Here is a 19033-nt window from a genome sequence, read left to right on the forward strand (position 1 = left end):
GGCGCCGCGCGGTCGATCGGCTACTCTCGGCGCCCGGCCAGGAGCTTTCCGTCGAGGTCGAGCATCGTCATCTCGCCGTTGCGGAACACGCAGGTGCCCAGATGGTGCTCGGCCTTGTGGGTGAAGCTCATCTCGACCCGGCCCGTGTGGGCGTTGCCCTTGATGTCGGCCTTGTCCGCCTCGGCCTTGGCGATGTCGAAGCCGACGAACCGCTCCAGCGCGGTCTCGCACTTGTAGCGGGCGTTGACGACCGGATCGACCGGCCGCGTGATGAAATAACCGGCCCCCGACAGCACCACGACGCCGAGCACGGCGAAGAAAATCTCGACCGGACGCATCGTCATTCCCCGAACAAAACATCCGCACGCGAAGCGCGCACCTTCGTCCGGGACCACGGCCACCGCAAGGCGGGGTGCTACGGAGGCTCCTTCAGGGATCCGGGACGCGGATCGATGCCTCCCGACTCGACGGGTGGGGCGGTGCAGGCGGAGCAGCTCGAACGACAATAGTGCACGAGGCGCACTTCAGCCCGGAGGATGGGTGGAGTTCGTAGGTTGGGGGGAGCCGCAGGCGATCCCCATCCCTCCCGTGCCCGGCGTTCGATGGGTATCGCCTGCGGCTCCACCCATCCTACGCACCGGCCTGGCGCTGGTGGGCGGTGACGGGCTCGAACCGCCGACCTACACGGTGTAAACGTGCCGCTCTACCGACTGAGCTAACCGCCCTTCGGGTGCGATTTATCGCCGGAACCCGGCCGAGCGCAAGGCGGTCGCCGGTCCGTTGCTCGCCCCATACGCAGAGCGGCGCCCGGGGGCGCCGCTCATGTCGTCTCGCCTGTCCGTATCCCGCGCGCGGCCCGGAGGGGTCGCCGGCCGGCCGCAGGGTCAGTGCGCCGTCAGCGCCGACGCCTCGTCCTCGGCGGTCGCGTCGGCCGCCGCCGGGGCCGCGGGCTGGGCCTTGTCGTCCCACTCGATCGGCTCCGGGACGCGGGTCAGCGCCCGGGCCAAGACCTCGTCCATCCGGGTGACCGGGACGATCTCGAGCCCGCTCTTCACGTTCTCGGGAATGTCGACCAGATCCTTGGCGTTCTCCTCCGGGATCAGCACCGTCTTGATGCCGCCGCGCAGCGCGGCGAGCAGCTTCTCCTTGAGGCCGCCGATCGGCAGCACGCGGCCGCGCAGCGTGATCTCGCCCGTCATGGCGACGTCGCGGCGGACCGGGATGCCGGTCATCACCGAGATGATGGCCGTCACCATGGCGACGCCGGCCGACGGCCCGTCCTTCGGGGTCGCCCCCTCCGGCACGTGGACGTGGATGTCGCGCTTGTCGAACAAGGGCGGCTCGATGCCGAAGGCGATCGCCCGCGAGCGGACGTAGGAGGCCGCCGCCGAGATCGACTCCTTCATCACGTCGCGCAGGTTGCCGGTCACGGTCATCTTGCCGCGGCCCGGCATCATCAGGCCCTCGATGGTGAGGAGCTCGCCGCCGGCGTCCGTCCAGGCGAGCCCGGTGACGACGCCGACCTGATCCTCCTCCTCGATCTCGCCGTGGCGATGCTTCGGCACGCCGAGATAGTCGCCGAGATTGGACGTGGTGACCTCGACCGTCTTCTTGTCCGAGGTCATCAGCTCCTTGACGGCCTTGCGGGCGAGCGTGGAGAGCTCGCGCTCCAGATTACGCACGCCCGCCTCGCGGGTGTAGCGCCGGATCAGGAGCAACAGCGCGTCGTCGTCGATCGACCACTCCTTGGCGTCGAGGCCGTGCTTGGAGAGCGCGTTCGGGATCAGATGCCGTCGCGCGATCTGGACCTTCTCGTCCTCCGTGTAGCCGGCGATGCGGATGATCTCCATGCGGTCCATCAGCGGCGCCGGGATGTTCAGCGTGTTCGCCGTGGTGATGAACATCACGTTGGAGAGATCGTAGTCGACCTCGAGATAGTGGTCGTTGAAGGTGCCGTTCTGCTCGGGATCGAGCACCTCGAGCAGCGCCGACGACGGATCGCCGCGGAAGTCCGAGCCCATCTTGTCCACCTCGTCGAGGAGGAACAGCGGGTTCGACGACTTCGCCTTGCGCATCGACTGGATGATCTTGCCGGGCATCGAGCCGATATAGGTGCGCCGGTGACCGCGGATCTCGGCCTCGTCACGCACGCCGCCGAGCGACACGCGCACGAACTCGCGGCCGGTCGCCTTGGCGATCGACTTGCCGAGCGAGGTCTTGCCGACGCCGGGCGGGCCGACGAGGCAGAGGATCGGGCCGGTCAGCTTGTTGGCGCGGCTCTGCACGGCCAGATACTCGACGATGCGCTCCTTGACCTTCTCCAGGCCGTAGTGGTCGGTGTCGAGCACCTCCTGGGCGGCGCCGAGATCCTTGCGAACCTTGGTCTTCTTGTTCCACGGGATCGACAGCAGCCAGTCGAGATAGTTGCGCACCACCGTCGCCTCGGCGGACATCGGCGACATCTGGCGCAGCTTCTTCAGCTCGTGCTGCGCCTTCTCGCGCGCCTCCTTCGAGAGCTTGGTCTTCTTGATCTTGTCCTCGAGCTCGGCGAGCTCGTCGCGGCCGTCCTCGTCGCCCAGCTCCTTCTGGATCGCCTTCATCTGCTCGTTGAGGTAGTACTCGCGCTGGGTCTTCTCCATCTGCCGCTTGACGCGGGTGCGGATGCGCTTCTCCACCTGCAGGACGGAGATCTCGCTCTCCATCAGGCTCAGCACCTTCTCGAGCCGCTCGGTCACGACCGCGGTCTCGAGGATGATCTGCTTGTCGGGAATCTTCACGGCGAGATGCGACGCGACCGTGTCGGCGAGCTTGGCGTAGTCGTCGATCTGCTGGACGACGCCGACGACCTCGGGCGACACCTTCTTGTTGAGCTTCACGTAGCCTTCGAACTCGGTCACCACCGAGCGGGCCAGCGCCTCCGCCTCGACCTTCTCGCCGACCTTGTCGACCAGCACCTCGGCCTCGGCCTCGTAGTAGTCGCTGCGGTCCGTGTAGCGGATCACGCGGGCGCGCTCGGTGCCCTCGACCAGCACCTTCACGGTGCCGTCGGGCAGCTTGAGGAGCTGCAGCACGCTCGCCAGCGTGCCGACCTCGTAGATCGCGTCGGCGGCCGGGTCGTCGTCGGAGGCGTTCTTCTGAGTGGCGAGCAGGATGAACGAGTCGGACCGCATCACCTCCTCGAGGGCGCGGATCGACTTTTCGCGCCCCACGAAGAGCGGCACGATCATGTGCGGGAAAACCACGATGTCGCGCAGCGGAAGCACCGGATAGGCCCGGACCTCTCCGGGCTGGGGCAGCACGCGCGGCTTCGAAGGTGTGGTCATGATCCGATCCTTGTTGTTCTGGAAACCCCTCCGCGACGACCCGACGAGCGGCATCGTGACGGAGTGTCGTGGACCGGGAAGGGAGCGCAGCCAAAACCGGCTGGATCTGCGCGCCGCGGCGGGGACGAGATCCCTGCCCGGGCATCGGCTCGAACGCCTTACTCGACTGATCGGACGTCCGCCTGTCTTAGGTGGAGAGCCGTCGGGGGCGTGTCAAGGAACCGGACTCGCCCCCACCGAAACGGCTCTTCGGCGGTGTCCCGCCGGCGCATTCCCCGCACGCCGGCGTGCAATTCGTGTCTCGTCGCGGATCGTCCCGTCCGCGCTGTACCGCGGGCACTCGGCGCCGGCGTCCGTCGCGGACGCCGCGCCGCGCGACGTCCGTCAGGCGCTCGCGCCGGCGTCGCCGGCAGCGCGGTCCGCGTAGATGTAGAGGGGACGCGCCGTGCCCTCTACCACCTCGCGGGAGATCACCACCTCCTCGACGCCTTCGAGGCTCGGCAGATCGAACATGGTGTCGAGCAGGATCGATTCCATGATCGAGCGCAGGCCACGGGCGCCGGTCTTGCGCTCGATCGCCTTGCGGGCGATGGCGCCGAGCGCCTCCTCGGCGAGCGTGAGGTCGATGTTCTCCATCTCGAACAGGCGCTGGTACTGCTTGACGAGCGCGTTCTTCGGCTCGAGCAGGATGCGCTTGAGCGCCGCCTCGTCGAGATCCTCGAGGGTCGCGACCACCGGCAGGCGGCCGACGAACTCCGGGATGAGCCCGTACTTGAGCAGATCCTCGGGCTCGACCTCGCGGAAGATCTCGCCGGTCTTGCGGTCCTCGGGCGCCATCACCTTGGCGCTGAAGCCGATCGAGGTGGTGCGGCCACGGCCCGAGATGATCTTCTCGAGGCCGGCGAAAGCACCGCCGCACACGAACAGGATGTTGGTCGTGTCGACCTGCAGGAACTCCTGCTGCGGATGCTTGCGGCCGCCCTGCGGCGGCACCGACGCGACGGTGCCTTCCATGATCTTCAGGAGCGCCTGCTGGACGCCCTCGCCCGACACGTCGCGGGTGATCGACGGGTTGTCCGACTTGCGCGAGATCTTGTCGATCTCGTCGATGTAGACGATGCCGCGCTGCGCCCGCTCGACATTGTAGTCCGCGGCCTGCAGCAGCTTGAGGATGATGTTCTCGACGTCCTCGCCGACATAACCGGCCTCGGTCAGGGTCGTCGCGTCCGCCATCGTGAAGGGCACGTCGAGGATGCGGGCGAGCGTCTGGGCGAGCAGCGTCTTGCCCGAGCCGGTCGGCCCGATCAGCAGAATGTTGGATTTCGCCAGCTCGACGTCGTTGTGCTTGGTCTGGTGGTTGAGCCGCTTGTAGTGGTTGTGGACGGCGACCGAAAGCACCTTCTTGGCGTGATCCTGGCCGATCACGTAGTCGTCCAGAACCTTGCGGATCTCGCGCGGGGTCGGGATGCCGTCACGCGACTTCACCAGCGAGGACTTGTTCTCCTCGCGGATGATGTCCATGCACAGCTCGACGCACTCGTCGCAGATGAAGACGGTGGGTCCGGCGATGAGCTTGCGCACCTCGTGCTGGCTCTTGCCGCAGAACGAGCAATACAGCGTGTTCTTGGAGTCGCTTCCGCCAACCTTGCTCATTCTTCACTCTCCACAGGTCCGCCGCCGCCGCGCGCACGCGAACGGGAGCGATTGTAGCATTGAGGACCCGTCGTGCCTGGAACCTAGCAAACTCGTCACCTTCCGCCAGAGGATCGAGGGACCGTTCTGACCGTAGACCTAACGAAGCACGCTAAGGCCCGGTCGATCAAGATTTCACTAACGATACGACGCCGCCCGCCAGGGCCTTGTTCCACCGGACGGCGGTATTCCATGCAAGACACATTCCAGTCGCGCCGCCCCCCGAGATTCGAAGCCTGGAGCCGAATCGTGGCGAAAATCGTGGCACGCCATGAGCTTCGCCACCCCGGACACGCCCGGCCCGTCGCCCCGGCGAGGGTGTCCGGCGCTCTCCGAAAGACCGACGGCGACCGGCGTCCCGAGCCCGGGTGCCGGAGCCGGGCTGCCGGAGCGCGCCGCCCAACCCGGTCGGCCTCGCCCGACCGGGGGGGAGAGATCGTCCCGACGCGCCGCGGGGCGTCGGGACGGCCGCCGCATCGGACGGCCGCGACCGGATCAGATCTTGTCCGCCTCTTCGGGACGGCGCTCGATCACGTTGTCGATCAGGCCGAACTCCTTGGCGGCCTCGGCCGTGAAGAACTGGTCGCGCTCCAGCGCCTCCTCGATCTTCTTCAACGGCTGGCCGGTGTGCTTGACGTAGATCTCGTTGAGACGCTTGCGGAGATTGAGGATCTCCTGGGCGTGAATCATGATGTCCGAGGCCTGCCCCTGGAAGCCGCCGGAGGGCTGGTGGACCATGATGCGGGCGTTCGGCAGGGCGAACCGCATGTCCTTGCGGCCGGCGGCGAGCAGCAGCGAGCCCATCGAGGCGGCCTGGCCGGTGCAAAGGGTCGACACCGCCGGGCGGATGAACTGCATCGTGTCGTAGATCGCGAGCCCCGCCGTCACCACGCCGCCCGGCGAGTTGATGTACATGGCGATCTCTTTTTTGGGGTTCTCCGCCTCCAGGAAGAGCAACTGGGCGACGATCAGGGTCGCCATCCCGTCCTCGACCACGCCGGTGACGAAGATGATCCGCTCCTTCAGGAGGCGGGAGAAGATGTCGTAGGCCCGCTCGCCCCGGTTGGTCTGCTCGACCACCATCGGCACGAGGTTCATGTAGGTTTCGACGGGATCGCGCATGTGCTCAACCTTGCGAGTGATTCGGGCCGGCGCCGGCCGGCGCCTTCGGCCCGCCCGAGAGACCGTGCGCCGGGTGCGCCGCACTGATCACAGATATACCCTCTTGCGCCGGCGACAAGACTCCGTCGGCAGCCATGCTTTACGGGATTCGCGGCGCGGGGGGCAGCGCTTCGACGCCGGTGGCGGACGGGTGGCCCCGAGCGGCCGGAGCCGCCGGCCGGCCGTGTCGGACCGGGACCGAGGGCGCTCGGCGACGACACGGCCCGAGACGCCCCGGCCCTGATGTCGGTCGAGACACGAATGGGGCCGGCCCGCGCGAGCCGGCCGCCGGCGGGATCAGGCCGCAGTCTGCTCGTCGTCCTTGAACAGCTCGTCCTTCGGCACGGTGCGGTCCGTGACGGTGGCGAGCTCGAGGATGAAGTCGACGACCTTCTCCTCGAAGATCGGCGCCCGGACCGAGGCGAGCGCGCCGGGGTTCTTCCGGTAGAAGTCCCACACCTGCTGCTCCTGGCCCGGATACTGGCGGGCGCGCTCGACGATGGCGCGCGAGATCTCCTCGTCCGTGACCCTGATGGCGTTCTTCTCGCCGATCTCGGCCAGCACCAGGCCGAGGCGGACGCGCCGGTCGGCGATGGCGCGATACTCGGCCCGCGCCTTCTCCTCGTCGGTCCCTTCGTCCGCGAAGGTGCGATTCTGGGTCTTGAGGTCGGACAGGACCGTCTCCCACACCGCCTTGAACTCTTCCTCGACGAGGGTCGGCGGGGGGTCGAACTTGTGCAGCTCGTCGAGCTTGTCGAGAAGCTGGCGCTTGAGCTTCTGGCGGCTCTGCGCCGTGTAGTCGGCCTTGATCCGCTCGGCGATCGCCTCTTCGAGCTTGGCGAGCGACTCGAGGCCGAGCTTCTTGGCGAAGTCGTCGTCGATCGCCACCTCGCCGGGCGCCTCGACGCTCTTGACCGTGACGTCGAACTCGGCCGCCTTGCCGGCCAGCTTCTCGGCCAGGTAGTTCTCCGGGAACGTCACCGCGACGGTGCGGGTGTCGCCCGCCTTGGCGCCGAGCAGCTGCTCCTCGAAGCCCGGGATGAACTGGCCGGATCCGATGACGAGCTGGATGTCCTCGCCGGTGCCGCCCTCGAAGGGCGCGCCGTCGATGCGGCCGACGAACGAGATGGTGAGCCGGTCGCCGGTCTCGCCGGCGGCCCCTTCGGGCTTCGCCGTGTACGGCTTGTTCCCGTCGGCGAGACGCTTGAGCGCCTCCTGGATCTCCTCCGCCCCGACCTCGACGACCAGGCGCTCAAGCGAGACGCCCTTGAAGTCGGCGAGTTCGATCGCCGGGACGACCTCGAGCGCCACCGTGTAGGCGAGGTCGTTCTTGCCGTCGACCACGGCCTCGATCTCGGCCTTGTCCTCCGGCATCTTCACCTGCGGGTCCATGGCGAGCTTGAACCCGTTGTCGGTGACGATCTTGGCGTTGGTCTCGCGGACCAGCTCCTCGATCGCTTCGGCCATGACGGCGCGGCCGTAGAGCTTGCGCAGATGGGCGACCGGCACCTTGCCGGGGCGGAAGCCGTTCAGGCGGACCTGGTCCTTCAGCCGGACCAGCCTGTCGTTCAGCCGGGTCTCGAGATCGGCGGCCGGGACGACCACCCGGAATTCGCGCTTCAGCCCTTCGGCGGTGGTCTGGGTCACATCCATGTCGGGTCAGTCTCGTATGGTGATCAATGGGGCGGTCGCGCGCCACGCGCGGTCGCCCGGTCGGTCCGGCGGCAGCGAGCCTCGGCGTGGTGCGGGCGGAGGGACTTGAACCCCCACGACTTTCGTCAACGGAACCTAAATCCGTCGCGTCTACCAGTTCCGCCACGCCCGCCTGGGGCCGCTCGGCCTGCCGATCCTCCGAGCGGGCGGGCTTATAACACGCTCCCCCGCCGGCGCATCACAAAAATTGGGCACCGGACGGCCGGATCGCCGCAGGCGGTCGCAGGGCCGTGCATGGCGGCCTTCCCGGGTGCCTCCGCCGGTCGGCGCCACCGGCCGGGCCACCGGCGAAACCGTCCGACGACGCCCCGCCGGGCCTCCCGGGCAGGCCGGATCGAGACGATCGACCGCGGAAGCTCGCGACCCCGGAGCCCGGCGGCAAGAGCGCCGCACCAAGGCGCACGCCACGATTGCATCATCGAACCAGAACAGCCTGCGCTGCCGGCCGATGGGGCCGCCGGGTCACGCTGCGGGGGGCGACGGTCAGTTCGGGCCGTTGGCGACGGCGCCGTTGCCGCCCATCAGGCTGCGAATCGTCTCGGCGATGGCCGAGGGCCGGTAGGGCTTCTTGAGGAACACGCTCCCGGGCACCTGGGAGGCGCGCTCGACCGTGTAGCCGGTCGCGTAGATGACCGGCAGCTCGGGCTTCTGCTCGCGCACCGTCGCGGCGAGCCGCCAGCCGTCCATCTCGCCGGGCAGGCGGATGTCGGTGAACAGGACGTCGACGGTCTGGCCGCTCTCGATGATCGACAGCGCCGCCTCGGCCGTGTCGGCCTCCAGGACCGCGAAGCCCTGGTCCACCAGTTCCTGCGAGATCATGTCGAGGACGAGCGGCTCGTCTTCGACGATCAAGACCGTGACACCGCCACCGTTCATGTGCTGGCTCATGGACACGCCGCGGCGTTGGTCAGCAGTCCGGGGGCGAAGCTGCGGGCCGCGACCGGCGTCGCGGCGACCTGGGCGCGGGGCAGATAGAGCTTCACGGTCGTCCCCTCTCCGGGGGTGCTGTCGAGCACCGCCGTGCCGTCCGACTGCACGGCGAAGCCGTAGGCCTGGCTCAAGCCGAGGCCCGACCCCTCGCCGAGCGGCTTGGTGGTGAAGAACGGCTCGAAGGCGCGGCTCGCGACCTCCTCGCTCATGCCGATGCCGGTGTCGGCGACGGCGATCTCGATATAGTCGCCGGCCGCGAGCCCGAGCTCGGCGATCAGGCCGTCGCCGGCGGCGACGTTGCGGGTGGTGATCACCAGGTTGCCGCCCTCCGGCATCGCGTCGCGCGCGTTGACGGCGAGGTTGAGGATCGCGCTCTCCAGCGCGTCGGCGTCGACCTTGGTGGGCCACAGATCGAAAGTGAGGTTGCTGACCACCCGGATGGTGCCGCCGAGCGTGCGCCGCAGCGTGTCGGCGAGGTGCTCCAGCACGTCGTTGACGTTCATGACGTTGGGGGCGAGCGGCTGGCGGCAGCCGAAGGCGAGGAGCCGGTGGGTCAGCACGCCGGCCCGCTCGGCGCCGAGCGCGGCGCCGCGGATCGCCCGGGCGAGCTGGCGGGAGCCGTCCTGCGGCAGCAGCCGACGGGCGCGCTCCAGGTTGCCGATCACGGCGGTCATGAGGTTGTTGAAGTCGTGGGCGATGCCGGCGGTGAGCTGGCCGATCGCCTCCATCTTCTGGGCCTGCCGCAGCATGTCCTCGGCGCGGCGGCGCTCCTCGCGCTCGCGCTCGAGCGCCTTGAGGGCGAGATCACGTTCACGGATTTGCAGGCGGAGGGCTTCGACGGCGTGGCGCAACTCGTCGGCGGAGGGGATCTTCAGGGCCTTCGGGAGGAGCGGCCAGAGAACGATGGCGGTGGCGAGCGAGGTGACGGCGGTGAGGGCTTTGGCGAGGCCTTCGGCGGCGAAGTGCGGATACCACATCGTCCAGATGTCGAGGAGATGCGCGAGCCCGCAGGCGACCAGGAAGATGGCGAAGGCCCAGGCGACCCAGCCGAACATCATGTCCGGCCGCCGCGATACGAATACGGCGAGGACGATGGGAATCGACAGATAAGAGGCCGCGATGATCACGTCGGAGACGACGTGCAGCGAGATCAGCTCCGACCGCCAGCCCATGCAGGCGCCGTGCGGGATCGCTTCCCCCGTCTCCAACAGTGTTTGCAGACTGGCCATCCACCGCCTCCCGAAACCCGATTTACCCCCCGGACGACCGTCGCCCCCGACGTCGCCCGGACATTGCCCCGGTGGCGAGGGTCCCCGACCTCGCACCGGCGAATCCACCCATCAATTATGGCAAGGTTGAGCCAACGGTCCGTGTCGTCACCGATTTCTGCTCCGACCGAGTGTGGTTCCGCGGTCCGCGAGACCGCCGCCGCGTCCGCGCCGGGGGGCGACGCACGTCATCGCCGGCCCCCGACACGGGCCGCCGGCGCGCTTTGGAGCGAGTCGAACAGACGCGCATAAACTGCCGGCATTGCTTCGGAAAGATCCTCTGCGATCAACCCCGGCCCGACCGCCGTCGCCGCCGCTCCGTGGAGCCAGGCGGCGGCCGTGGTCGCCGCGAAGCCGTCCATCCCCTGGGCGCACAGGCCGGCGACGAATCCGGTGAGGACGTCGCCGGCTCCCGCGGTCGCGAGATGGGCCGGCGCATTGGCATTGATCGCGGCCCGCCCGTCAAGATCCGCAATGACCGTGTCCCCGCCCTTGAGGAGCACCACGGAGCCCGCGACGCGGGCGGCGACGCGTGCTTTCTCGAGCTTCGACGGGGCTTGACGAATCTCGTCCAAGTGCCCGAACAGTCGAGAGAACTCCCCATCGTGCGGAGTCAGGACCGTGGCGTCGGCGCCGCGCTTGCGCAATGCAGCGAACAAATCCTCGGGAGCATCCGCGAAGCTGGTCAGCGCGTCGGCGTCGAGCACCACGGCGCGCGGGCCGGCGAGGGCCGCGTGGACGAGATCGCGAGTCGCGCCCCCCACTCCGAGTCCCGGACCGAGCGCGACGGCGTTGAAGCGCCGATCCTCCAGGAATCTCGCGAGCGCCGCCGCGCCGTCGACCTCGCGGACCATCACGGCGAGGCTCGCGACGGCGGTGACCGGCATCGCGTCCGGCGGACTGGCGAGCGTCACGAGGCCCGCACCGGCCCGCAGCGCCGCTCGGGCGGCGAGCCGCGCCGCTCCGGTGGTCGAGGCGCCCCCCGACACCACGACGACGTGGCCACGGCTGTACTTGTGGCCGGTGAGCCTCGGCCGCGGCAGGGCGCTGCGCACGAGGTCGGGCCCGACCAGGATGCAGCGCGGCCGCACCGTGTCGAGCACGCGCTCCGGGATGCCGATCTCGCTGATCGTCAGCCGGCCGCGATGCAGCCGGCCCGGCAGCAGCCAGTGACCCGGCTTGGCGCGGAAGAAAGTGACGCTCTCCTCGGCCGTCACGGCGGCGCCCATCACGGCGCCCGTGGTGCCGGCGACGCCGCTCGGGAGGTCGACGGCGACGACGCGAGCCCCCTGCCCGGCCGCCGCGGTCATCGCCTCGATCATCGCCTTCGGGAGCCCCTCGACCGGCCGGTCGAGGCCGGCCCCGAACAGCGCGTCGACGATCACGTGGGCGCCGGCCAGCCCGTCCGGCGTCGCCGGCCGCACCGGCCCGGTCCAGCGCCGCGCCGCTTCAGCCGCGTCGCCCTTCAGCCGGTCGGGCGCGCCGACCAGCATCAGCTCCACCCGAAACCGCCGCTCGGCCAGCAGCCGCGCGGCGACGAAGCCGTCGCCGCCATTGTTACCGGGACCGGCGACCACGACGACACGGCTGCCCGGCGGATCGCGCCGCGCCACCGCGTCGGCGACCGCCCGGCCGGCATTCTCCATCAGCACGATGCCGGGGACGCCGGACGCGATGGCGAGCCGGTCGGCCTCGGCCATCTCGGTGGTGGTGAGGAGCGGGTGCGCGGCAGGCATGACGGATACGTCGGCCTCTGCGTCGGCGAGTGCTTGGGCCTCGGAGGTGGCGAGATCATAGTCTCGGCTTAGCCCGCCGTCATGTCGCAATCGCAGCGCTGCCTCATCTTCGGCACCGCAGCACAACGACACGTCGCCGCGCCCCGGCGTTTCGTATCGTCATACCGGCGACCGGCCCGCACCATCCAGGCGGGGGCGCTTTGCGGGCACGATCTGCCTGAAATATACGCAGTCAGCCCAATTCGTAAGCGCACGCTCCGGGGGCACCGCGGCCGGAACTCGGAATCTTGGCGGCAATCGCTTGCGACAGGGGCGGAAACCCGCCCGGCGGCGGTTGGCATAGACCCTGCTAACGGGGGAGCGGGCCGGCTGGCATCGGCCTCCGGCGGGCCGGGGGAGACGAGGTGATATGAAGAAGATCGAGGCGATCATTAAGCCCTTCAAGCTCGACGAGGTGAAGGAGGGCTTGCAGGAAGTCGGCCTCCAGGGGATCACCGTGACCGAGGCCAAGGGCTTCGGGCGACAGAAGGGCCACACCGAGCTCTATCGGGGCGCCGAATACGTCGTCGACTTCCTTCCCAAGGTGAAGATCGAGGTTGTTCTGGCCGACGATATGGTCGAGAAGGCCATCGACGCGATCCGTCGCGCCGCACAGACCGGGCGCATCGGCGACGGCAAGATCTTCGTCTCCAATGTCGAGGAGGTCATCCGGATCCGCACCGGAGAGACCGGCCTGGACGCCATCTGAACCCGGGTCTGGCCGAACTCCCGGGTTATTCGTAACGCTCGCAACGCAAAGGACGCATCTATGACGACGGCCAAAGACGTGCTGAAGCTGATCAAGGACAACGACGTAAAGTACTGCGATCTGCGCTTCACCGACCCGCGCGGCAAGTGGCAGCACGTCACGATGGACATCTCGCAGATCGAGGAGGAGACCTTCTCGGAGGGCGTCATGTTCGACGGCTCGTCGATCGCCGGCTGGAAGGCGATCCACGAGTCCGACATGTGCCTGATGCCGGATCCGGCGACCGCCACGATCGACCCGTTCTTCGCCGAGACCACCCTGGTTCTGGTCTGCGACGTGCTCGAGCCGACCACCGGCGAGCCCTACAATCGCGACCCGCGCGGCATGGCCAAGAAGGCCGAGGCGCTCGTCAAGTCGATGGGCATCGGCGACACCATCTATTTCGGCCCCGAGGCCGAGTTCTTCATCTTCGACGACGTCAAGTTCTCGGCCGACCCCTACATGACCGGCTTCAAGCTCGACTCGATCGAGCTGCCGATCAACGGCGCCACCGACTACGAGGGCGGCAATCTCGGCCACCGCATCGGCTTCAAGAAGGGCTACTTCCCGGTGCCGCCGCAGGACTCGGCGCAGGACATGCGCTCCGAGATGCTCGCGGCCATGGCCAAGATGGGCTGCAAGGTCGAGAAGCACCACCACGAGGTGGCCTCGGCCCAGCACGAGCTCGGCCTGAAGTTCGCGCCCATGACGTTCATGGCCGACCAGCTGATGACCTACAAGTACTGCATCCAGATGGTCGCCAACATCTACGGCAAGACGGCGACCTTCATGCCGAAGCCGATCTACGGCGACAACGGCTCGGGCATGCACTGCCACCAGTCGATCTGGAAGGACGGCAAGCCGGTGTTCGCCGGCAACAAGTACGCCGACCTGTCGGAGACCTGCCTGTCCTACATCGCCGGCGTGATCAAGCACGCCAAGGCGATCAACGCCTTCACCAACCCGACCACCAACTCCTACAAGCGTCTGGTGCCGGGCTTCGAGGCGCCGGTGCTGCTCGCCTACTCGGCGCGTAACCGCTCGGCCTCGTGCCGCATCCCCTACACCACCAACCCGAAGGCCAAGCGCGTCGAGGTCCGCTTCCCGGATCCGCTCGCGAACCCGTACCTCGCCTTCGCGGCGCTGCTGATGGCCGGCCTCGACGGCATCAAGAACAAGCTCGATCCCGGCCCGGCGATGGACAAGGATCTCTACGACCTGCCGAAGGCCGAGCTCAAGCAGATCCCGACGGTGTGCGGCTCGCTGCGCGAGGCGCTCGAGAGCCTCGACAAGGACCGCGACTTCCTCAAGGCCGGCGGCGTCTTCGACGACGACTTCATCGACGCCTATATCGAGCTGAAGATGACCGAGGTGATCCGCTTCGAGCACACCCCGCACCCGGTCGAGTTCGAGATGTACTACTCCGGCTGAGGCCGGACCCGGCCGAGGCCGGCTTCCTCCTGATCGTTTTTGCGACGATCCATCTTCGGGGCGCCCCTTGCGGGGCGCCCTTTTTCGTCGATCGACACGCCCCTCCTCGATCGGCAGCGCGTCGCTTTTCGACCGGACACGGTGCCTTGCCTCGCCGATCCGGATATACGACCCCGGCCCGTCACGCCGCCGTGGCAATTCGCGGCTAGAGAGTCCTCCCTCCTTCCGCACCGAGACGAGGCGCCGCCATGCCGCTGACCCGTGCCCAGGCCTACGAAGCGTCCGACGACGTCGGGCGCAGCCCGACCGAACTGCCGACGCTCGGCGACGTGATCGCCGCCCGCTTCGGCCGCCGCGATCTCCTCAAAGGCGCGCTCGGCGTCACCGCCATCATGACGCTGCCCGGCATCGCCGCGGCGCAGGCCGAGCGCCCCGCCGCGCCGAGCGCCACACCCGAGTCGGGCACGCCGGCCGCCGGAGCCGGCGCGCCGGCGTCGCGCTTCGCCTTCCCCGAGGTTCCGGCCGGCGTCGACGACCGCCATCACGTCGCCGAGGGCTACGACGCCGACGTGCTGATCCGCTGGGGCGACCCGGTCCTGCCCGGCGCCCCGCCCTTCGATCCGATGACGCAGACCGCCGCCGCGCAGCGCCTGCAGTTCGGCTACAACAACGACTATCTCGGCTACATCCCCATGCCGGGCGCGGCGAACCCGGCCCGCCACGGCCTGCTCGTCGTCAATCACGAGTACACCAACGAGGAGCTGATGTTCCCCGGCCTCGGCCGACAGGATCTGCGCAGCGTCGGGTTCGCCGGCATGACACGCGAGCTCGTCGACATCGAGATGGCCGCGCATGGCGGCACGGTCCTGGAGATCCGCCGCGGCGACGACGGCAAATGGCGCGTGGTCGACGGCTCGCGCCACGCCCGCCGCATCGACGCGACCACCCCGATCGACGTGTTCGGCCCGGCCGCCGGCCATCCGCGCCTGCGGACGAGTGCCGACCCGTCCGGCCGGCGCGTGCTGGGCACGATCAACAATTGCGCGGGTGGCATCACGCCGTGGGGCACCTGGCTCACCTGCGAGGAGAATTTCCACGGCTATTTCGGCGGCACGCTGCCCGAGGGCCATCCGGAGGCGAAGAGCCACGCGCGCGTCGGCGTGCCCGGCAACTGGGTCGGCTGGGCCCGCTTCCACGAGCGTTTCGACGTCGGCCGCGAGCCCAACGAAGCCAACCGCTTCGGCTGGGTGGTCGAGATCGACCCGTTCGATCCGACCTCGACGCCCAAGAAGCGCACCGCGCTCGGCCGCTTCAAGCACGAGGGCGCCTTCGTGCAGGTCAACCGCGACGGCCGCGTCGTCGTCTACACGGGCGACGACGAGGTGTTCGAGCGGGTCTACCGCTTCGTCACGGCGCGGCCCTATGTGCCGGGCGATGCCGCCGCCAACCGCGACCTGCTCGACGAGGGCACCTTGTCGGTCGCCCGCTACAACGCCGACGGCAGCGTCGACTGGCTGCCGCTCGTCCACGGCGAAGGGCCGCTCACGGCGGCGAACGGCTTCGCGAGCCAGGCCGACGTGGTGATCGAGGCGCGCCGCGCCGCCGATCTGCTCGGCGCCACCCGGATGGACCGGCCCGAGGACGTCGAGGTCGATCCGAGGACCGGCAAGGTCTACGTGATGCTGACCAACAACACGAAGCGCAAGCCGGACGAGACCGACGCGGCCAATCCGCGCGGCGCCAACCCGTTCGGCCACATCATCGAGATGACGCCGCCCGACGGCGACCACGCGGCGGCGCGGTTCACCTGGGACATCCTGGTGCGCTGCGGCGACCCGGCGATCGCGGCGGTCGGCGCGACCTTCCATCCGGCGACCAGCCGCGACGGCTGGTTCGGCATGCCGGACAACTGCGCCGTCGACCACATCGGCCGTCTGTGGATCGCGACCGACGGCAACTCGGCGCGCCGCACCGGACGGACCGACGGGGTCTGGGGGCTGGAGACCGAAGGGCCGCTGCGCGGCGCCGCCAAGCTGTTCTACCGCTGCCCGGTCGGCGCCGAGATGTGCGGCCCGGTGTTCGGCCCGGACGACGAGACCCTGTTCGTCGCCGTCCAGCATCCGGGCGAATCCGACGAGAGCGACCCGAACGCCCCGCCCGCCACCTTCGAGGCGCCGGCGACCCGCTGGCCGGACTTCTCGCCGACCATGCCGCCGCGCCCCTCGGTCGTCGCCATCACGCGCCGCGGCGGCGGCAAGATCGGAACCTGACGCGCGGCGAAGCCGGACGCCGTCCCGACGGTGCACGCCCGGAACGCCGAAGGCCGGCCCCCTGCCCGGGCCGGCCTTGGCTCGAAAACCTCGGCCCGGAGGAGAGACGGGCGAGGAACCACCAGGCTGTCGGCGCGCCGTGCGGCGATGCCTCACGCCGTCGCGGGGACGGGCGCCTGGCCTTCGGGATGGGCGATCCAGGAGATGACGGCCTGCGCCTCCTCCCAGGCCCCGGAGTCGGCCTGCGACGTTCCGATGCCGGCGACCACGACGGGCGGCAGATCGGGAGCCGTCTCGGCGGCGGCCAGCACGGCCTCACCCGGCAGCGCCCGCACCACCCGGTTGCGGCCCAGCGCCTTGGCTCGATAGAGCGCCGCATCGGCCTCCATCAGCAGCACCGAGACGCCGGTCGCCGGATCGCCGGCGGAAAGGCCGACGCTGACGGTCGCGCCGATCACATGGGTGCCGACCACCCGGCCCGCCTCCTCGAAGGCGGCGCGCACGCGCTCGGCGGCGATCGCCGCCTCGTCGGCGCCGCCCGGCAGCAGCACCACGAACTCCTCACCGCCGAACCGCGCGACCAGATCGGTGGCGCGCAGGCTGTTGCCGATCACGCCGGCGAAGAGCTTGAGCACCTCGTCGCCGACGAAATGGCCGTGCCGGTCGTTGATCGACTTGAAGTGATCGAGATCGAACACCAGCGCGGCGAGCGGCTCGCGCTTGCGGGCCTGCGCGGCCTCGAGCTGCGGCGCTCCTTCGAAGAAGGCGCGCCGGTTGAACAGGCCGGTGAGCGGATCGAGCGAGGCGGCACTGCGCTGCAGGCGCACCACCTGGTCCTTGCTCAGCGTCATCACGATGAAGGCGGTGCCGATGACGTAGAGGATCGCCTCCAGCGCGAACACGGCGAACCAGCCGGTGGCGAGGCTGAAGATGCCGTTCTCCTCCGGCATCATCGAGGCGAGCGGCACCGGGGCGAGGAAGACGAGCCCGTGCAGCAGCGGGACGAACAAGGCCGGCCAACGCTGCAGCAGCGCCTTGCGGCGCTCGCGCCACAGCTCGAAGGCGGTCAGGAACGCGTACACCGAGATGATCACCGAGCTGACGATCACCCGGTGCGAGGCCGGCTCCATGACGCCCGGCACGAGGTTGGCGGCGAGCCAGAGCACGGTGCCCGCCGACATCCCCAGCCACGGCACCGACCTGCCGTGGAACACCCGCGCGGCACTCCAGATCAGGCCGCAGGCGAGGAACAGGAGCGCGTTCGGCACGCTGCGCGGAATCGGCAGGCCACTGCCGTCGAGGCTCCACAGCGCCACCGAGAAGCCACCGAGCAGATAGGCCGCGCCCCACCAGGCGAGCGCCCGGATGCGCTCCTGCCGCCAGACGCTCAGCAGGAACAGGCCGAGCAGCGCGCAGATGCAGGTGGCGATCACGAACACGGTCGTCACGTCGAGAGCGATCGTCGCTGCGGGAGAGGAAGGAGTCATCACGTGCTCCGAGGCCCGTTGAACGTCACGACTTTAGGCGCGCCGGCTCGATCGGACGAGCGGAGCTTGGCGAGACGCTTTGCGCGGACCTGAACGGGATAGACGGGTTTTCCAGGTGAAAACGATCACAACATGGGACGAATGCGTCGAAATCTCCGAGCAAACCTTATCGACGCCAGATCCTCTCGGCGCTTCAGCAGCTTGGCGGAAGATCCGAAGATCGCGACGACATTCGATTGAAATTGCCGGCGCGGCCGTGCGCGACGAGCGCTGCGAAGCCGCGAAACGGGTTAACCGAGACGGGGGTGCAGCGGAACCACCCGCGCGTGTCTTGCGGTCCGCAACCGGGACGAAACCGCCGCCGTAGCGGCCCCACATGGTCGACGAAGCGTTACCGCGATGGCCCGAAACCGCCGGGCATGCTTCATCGGGCGGCAAGCCGGCCGTGTAATTCTGCGCCTGAAACTTCATCTCGGCCTGCCGCGCTCCGGCGCCCGTCGCGTGCCGACCCTCCAGGCAGCAGAGGCGACCCTCCATGAGCGTCAGTTCCGTCTCGACCTCGTCGAGCGCGCTGCTCGAGCAGCTTCAGGCCCGTCTCGATCGCGACCGCAGCGGCGGCGTCGGCAAGGACGAGATCCAGTCCGCGACGACGTCGCGCACCGGCCGGACATCGTCGACCGACGTCGCGGCGCTGTTCCGCTCGGCCGACACCGACGGCGACGCGCTCTTGTCGAAGTCGGAGGTGAAATCGGCCTTCGACAGCCTGTCGTCGGAGATGCGCAGCCAGCTTCTCGGTCTCCAGGAGACCGGATCGTCGGCGCGCAGCGACGCCGCCGAGCCGCCTCCGTCCCCGCCGCCGCCGCCCGAAGCACGGGAGGAGGCCGACGGGCCGCGCGGTCCGGGCGGGCCCGGCGGACCGGGCGGCCCCGCGGGGCCGCGGGTCGCCGAGATCGAGGATCCCGCCGACACCGACGGCGACGGTGCCGTGAGCCCGAACGAGCAAGCGTCCTACGACGAGGCCGACGCGACGTCGGCGACCACCACCGAGGCCGACAGCGCGACGGCGGCGGACGACAGCCGAACCGACACCGCCGTGACGATGGCGGCGACGTCGGCGCCGACCGGCGCCGGCGAGACCCGCGACACCGACGGCTCCACCAAAGAGGCGTCCCGTACCAAATCCAGCACGTCCACCTGACCACCACCGAGACGACGCAACGACCCGATCCTTCAGG

13 protein-coding genes and 2 tRNA genes are annotated in these 19033 nt (G+C 69.2%); 4 read left to right on the top strand and 11 right to left on the bottom strand.

Going from position 1 to position 19033, the window contains the following annotated elements:
- Window positions 1-20 precede the first annotated feature (20 nt).
- From ACFSOX_RS13170 to ACFSOX_RS13215, 10 genes are all read right to left on the bottom strand, one after another.
- Complete coding sequence (locus ACFSOX_RS13170; RefSeq protein WP_378478270.1) at window positions 21-344, bottom strand: hypothetical protein; 324 nt, start codon at window positions 342-344, stop codon at window positions 21-23.
- A gap of 305 nt (window positions 345-649) precedes the next feature.
- Window positions 650-725, bottom strand: a tRNA-Val gene (locus ACFSOX_RS13175).
- Window positions 726-884: 159 nt separating this feature from the next.
- Window positions 885-3323, bottom strand: a complete 2439-nt coding sequence (gene lon, locus ACFSOX_RS13180; protein ID WP_378478271.1) for an endopeptidase La — start codon at window positions 3321-3323, stop codon at window positions 885-887.
- Between the two features lie 384 nt (window positions 3324-3707).
- Window positions 3708-4976, bottom strand: coding sequence for an ATP-dependent Clp protease ATP-binding subunit ClpX (gene clpX, locus ACFSOX_RS13185; protein ID WP_378478272.1), 1269 nt, complete (start codon window positions 4974-4976; stop codon window positions 3708-3710).
- Window positions 4977-5510: 534 nt separating this feature from the next.
- On the bottom strand, window positions 5511-6137 hold the full coding sequence (clpP, locus tag ACFSOX_RS13190; protein ID WP_378478273.1) for an ATP-dependent Clp endopeptidase proteolytic subunit ClpP: 627 nt from the start codon (window positions 6135-6137) through the stop codon (window positions 5511-5513).
- A 336-nt stretch (window positions 6138-6473) separates the two neighbouring features.
- On the bottom strand, window positions 6474-7829 hold the full coding sequence (gene tig / locus ACFSOX_RS13195) for a trigger factor (protein WP_378478274.1): 1356 nt from the start codon (window positions 7827-7829) through the stop codon (window positions 6474-6476).
- A gap of 87 nt (window positions 7830-7916) precedes the next feature.
- A tRNA-Leu gene (locus ACFSOX_RS13200) sits at window positions 7917-8001 on the bottom strand.
- A gap of 371 nt (window positions 8002-8372) precedes the next feature.
- Window positions 8373-8777 carry a response regulator gene (locus ACFSOX_RS13205; RefSeq protein WP_378478275.1) on the bottom strand — a complete coding sequence of 135 codons (405 nt, stop codon included), beginning with the start codon at window positions 8775-8777 and terminating at the stop codon, window positions 8373-8375.
- Window positions 8774-10048: an ATP-binding protein gene (locus tag ACFSOX_RS13210; protein ID WP_378478276.1), complete on the bottom strand. Its 1275-nt coding sequence runs from the start codon at window positions 10046-10048 to the stop codon at window positions 8774-8776. The genes ACFSOX_RS13205 and ACFSOX_RS13210 overlap by 4 nt, the downstream gene beginning before the upstream one ends.
- 227 nt (window positions 10049-10275) lie before the next feature.
- Complete coding sequence (locus tag ACFSOX_RS13215; protein ID WP_378478277.1) at window positions 10276-11823, bottom strand: NAD(P)H-hydrate dehydratase; 1548 nt, start codon at window positions 11821-11823, stop codon at window positions 10276-10278.
- Between the two features lie 409 nt (window positions 11824-12232).
- On the opposite strand from ACFSOX_RS13215, the gene ACFSOX_RS13220 reads away from it, so the two are divergent.
- From ACFSOX_RS13220 to ACFSOX_RS13230, 3 genes are all read left to right on the top strand, one after another.
- A complete protein-coding gene (locus ACFSOX_RS13220; protein ID WP_111356758.1) occupies window positions 12233-12571 on the top strand; it encodes a P-II family nitrogen regulator in 339 nt (112 codons plus the stop codon).
- 60 nt (window positions 12572-12631) lie between these two features.
- The gene (gene glnA, locus ACFSOX_RS13225) at window positions 12632-14041 is read left to right on the top strand and encodes a type I glutamate--ammonia ligase (protein ID WP_378478278.1); all 1410 of its coding nucleotides are present in this window, start codon (window positions 12632-12634) and stop codon (window positions 14039-14041) included.
- A gap of 248 nt (window positions 14042-14289) precedes the next feature.
- The gene (locus ACFSOX_RS13230) at window positions 14290-16311 is read left to right on the top strand and encodes a PhoX family protein (protein WP_378478279.1); all 2022 of its coding nucleotides are present in this window, start codon (window positions 14290-14292) and stop codon (window positions 16309-16311) included.
- A gap of 152 nt (window positions 16312-16463) precedes the next feature.
- Here ACFSOX_RS13230 and ACFSOX_RS13235 read toward each other — a convergent pair whose 3' ends face one another.
- Entirely contained in the window at window positions 16464-17798 is a 1335-nt protein-coding gene (locus ACFSOX_RS13235; RefSeq protein WP_378478280.1) for a GGDEF domain-containing protein, read from the bottom strand.
- A gap of 535 nt (window positions 17799-18333) precedes the next feature.
- Between ACFSOX_RS13235 and ACFSOX_RS13240 the strand changes: the two genes are divergently transcribed.
- Window positions 18334-18996, top strand: a complete 663-nt coding sequence (locus tag ACFSOX_RS13240) for an EF-hand domain-containing protein (protein ID WP_378478281.1) — start codon at window positions 18334-18336, stop codon at window positions 18994-18996.
- The last annotated feature ends 37 nt before the right edge of the window (window positions 18997-19033 follow it).

Source organism: Rhodoplanes azumiensis (assembly GCF_042682915.1).
Taxonomy (GTDB): Bacteria; Pseudomonadota; Alphaproteobacteria; order Rhizobiales; family Xanthobacteraceae; genus Rhodoplanes; species Rhodoplanes azumiensis.